Annotated in this window: 2 protein-coding genes; both read left to right on the top strand. The window is 59.9% G+C overall.

Annotation, left to right across the window (positions count from 1 at the left end):
• The first annotated feature begins 20 nt into the window (after positions 1–20).
• Positions 21–1364 carry an amidohydrolase family protein gene (locus tag ACQY7U_RS17195; RefSeq protein ID WP_428646882.1) on the top strand — a complete coding sequence of 448 codons (1344 nt, stop codon included), beginning with the start codon at positions 21–23 and terminating at the stop codon, positions 1362–1364.
• A gap of 16 nt (positions 1365–1380) precedes the next feature.
• Complete coding sequence (locus ACQY7U_RS17190; protein WP_428646880.1) at positions 1381–3051, top strand: hydrolase; 1671 nt, start codon at positions 1381–1383, stop codon at positions 3049–3051.
• The last annotated feature ends 182 nt before the right edge of the window (positions 3052–3233 follow it).

The raw sequence follows: 3233 nt of genomic DNA, 5'->3' as shown, positions 1-3233 counted from the left end.
GGTGATGAGGAGTTCACGTCATGAAATGGTTGAAGACGCTGCTCGCAATCCTGGCCCTGGTTATTGCCGTCCCGGCGCTCGCTCAAGAGTCCGCGCCCAGGCCGAAGACGCTTTTCATCAACGTCAACGTCTTCGACGGCGTGAACGAAAAGCGGATCATGAATGCCAACGTCCTGGTCGAAGGCAATCTAATCAAGGAAGTATCGACGGCTAAAATCGACGCAGCCGGCGCGACCGTGATCGACGGCGGCGGGCGTACGCTGATGCCGGGCCTGATCGACGCCCACTGGCACACGATGTTCAATTTTTGGCCCGTCAGCAAGGTCTTGGGCTCCAACTTCGGCGCACTCAATATCGCGGCTGCGAAACATTCCGGGGAACAGCTGCTGCGCGGCTTCACCACGGTGCGTGATGTAGGCGGCAATGTCTATGGGGTAAAGATGACCATCGACATGGGATTGGTCGACGGTCCTCGGATCTATCCCTCCGGGCCGTACATCAGCCAAACCTCCGGACATGGCGACTTCCGCGGCCCTAACGATGTGCCCGAGAATCCGGCAACACCGCTGGACTACTTTCAGAGGGTGGGGCACACGCTGATCGCCGACGGGGTGCCGGAAGTGATCAAGCGCAGCCGCGAAATTCTGCGGATGGGTTCGACCCAGATCAAGGCCATGGCAGGCGGTGGCGTCACTTCTCTTTACGATCCGCTCGATGTCACGGAATACCTCTTCGAGGAAGCCAAGGCGATCGTCGACGTAGCCAAAACCTGGAACACCTATGTCACAATCCACGCCAACACCGACGCGGCAATCCGGATGTGGATCGACGCCGGCGCCCTGTCCGTCGAGCACGGGTTCTTCATCGAGGAGGACACCGCCAAACTGATGGCCGAGAAAGGCATTTGGTGGAGCATGCAGCCGATGGAAGCGCATGGAGAAGATGCCTTCCAGTTTGAAAGCCCCATCAGCACGGCCAAATATGAGGCGCTTATTGCGGGATTGGAAAAGGCCGTTGCGCTGACCAAGAAGTACAAGGTGAAGACGGCCTTCGGCACCGACCTGCTCTTCGATCCGGAATTGGCCGCGAAAGAAGGCAAATTTCTCGCCAAGCTCAAGAAGTGGTACTCGCCATACGAGGCGCTGAAGATGGCGACTTCGGACAATGCCGAGCTTCTGGCTCTGAGCGGTCCGCGCAATCCTTATCAGGACGGCCCGCTGGGTGTGGTGAAGGAGGGGGCCTATGCGGACCTCATCCTCGTGGACGGCAATCCGCTGGAAGATCTCGATCTCGTAGCCGATCCCGGGAAGAACTTCGCCGTCATCATGAAGGACGGGAAAATCTACAAGAACGCTATCAAGTAATTTTGGAGGCTGTCATATGGCACGCATGACCTACGTTCTCGCGATGACGGCAGTGATCTTCTCCGCTCCGGTATCCGCCCAGCAATTCGATCTCGTCATCAACAATGGCCGGGTGATGGACCCGGAGACGATGTACGATTCGGTTGCCAACGTAGGCATCAAGGACGGCCGGATCCTGGCAATTACAAAGCAGAACATCACCGGAAAGGAAACGATCGACGCCACGGGTCTCGTGGTGGCCCCTGGCTTCATCGACACTCACTTCCATTCGGTCGATGTCTTCGCGACCAAGATGGCGGTGCGCGACGGCGTCACGACCGGAATGGATCTTGAACAGGGCGCCGCCCGCGTCGGGGCCTGGTACGCGGCGAAGGAAAAAGCAGGCTGGCAAACCAACTTCGGCACGACGTCCAGCCTGCTGTTCACGCGCCTGATTGTGCACGATCCCGAGGTGAAGTTCGATGGACCGGCCGACATGGTCAACGGCACCAGGCTGGTCAACGAGAGCGCCAAGGACGGCGTGCCGGGCTGGTCGGTGACCCGCAGCAACCTTGACCAGATGAATCAGGTCGTCCGCCTGTTGGACGAGGATCTCCGCCAAGGCGCCATCGGGGTCGGCGTCGGCGCCGCCTACATGGCCAACGGCTTGACCACCTACGAGCAGTTCGAGACCCAGAGGGCGGCGGCCCGCTATGGCCGGCTCACTTCGGTTCACACCCGGTTTCACCTGAGCAACCAGACCCCGACCGAGGCCCAGATCGGCCTGGACGAGGTTCTGGTGAACGCGATGCTGCTCAAGGCCCCGCTGATCCTGGCCCACGACAACGACTACGGCTGGTGGGAGAATGAGGAAAAGCTCCGAATGGCACGCAAGCAGGGATACAACGTCTGGGGCGAATACTATCCCTATGTTGAGGGGTCGACGGGAATCAGCGCGGATTTTCTCCAGCCGAAGATATGGGTGGACAAGTACCACTACGAGTATAAGGACACGCTCTACGATCCGACGACAGATAGCTATGTTCCCGACCGGGCGACCTACGAGAAGATCGTCAAGGAAGATCCGGGCCGCATTGTCGTCGTGGTCATGCCGTACCGCCAGCCCTGGATCGGCAAGTGGCTGCGTATCCCGCACATGACCGTGGCCACGGATTCGATGATCGGCATCGACAGCAATGGCAACTTCCTGCCGTGGGACGCGGACTTCAGCGAGTACGCCGGCAACCCGCGCACGCCGGGCGCCATGGCCAAGACGCTGCGCCTGGGGCGCGAGCAGGGCGTGCCCCTGATGTTCACGCTGGCGCAGCTCAGCTATTGGTCCGCACTGCATCTCGGCGATGCCGGACTTCAGGACATGAAGGATCGCGGTCGCGTGCAGGTCGGCAAGATCGCAGACCTGACGCTGATCGACCCGGAAACGGTCACCGACAATTCGACGATGAAGAAAGGCGAACAGGGCCTGCCTTCGACGGGTTTGCCCTACGTGATCGTTAACGGGACGATCGTCGTGAAGAACAACGAGGTGCTGCCCGTGAAGCCCGGCAAGCCGATCCGTTACCCGGTTGAGGACAAAGGCCGGTTCGTGCCGGTGAGTGTCACTGAATGGCTCGATGAATACACAATCCCGGTCGAGACGATGCACTTTGACGACACGGGGGCGGGGGACGTCCTTGGAGAGAAGAATTGAGCGGCCAAACCGCCCGAGGCATGGGCGCCGAAGAAGTTCAGGCACTACGCGACGCTGGCCCTTCCCCTCGTCGACGATAAGGGCCAGACCTGCATGATCCTCTACTACATGTCTTTTTTCTGAAGCGGATTGTGGCCCTAAGGAGCCAGCGACTGTCCGAACAGTCGCGGTCCTTTACCCCC

The sequence above is a fragment of the Roseibium sp. genome (genome assembly GCF_050301095.1).
Lineage (GTDB): Bacteria > Pseudomonadota > Alphaproteobacteria > Rhizobiales > Stappiaceae > Roseibium.
This window is presented reverse-complemented; position numbering and strand designations above follow the sequence as displayed.

Coding starts and splice junctions, on each gene's coding strand:
- ACQY7U_RS17195 (WP_428646882.1), top strand. CDS start 21: ATGAAATGGTTGAAGACGCTGCTCGCAATCCTGGCCCTGGTTATTGCC.
- ACQY7U_RS17190 (WP_428646880.1), top strand. CDS start 1,381: ATGGCACGCATGACCTACGTTCTCGCGATGACGGCAGTGATCTTCTCC.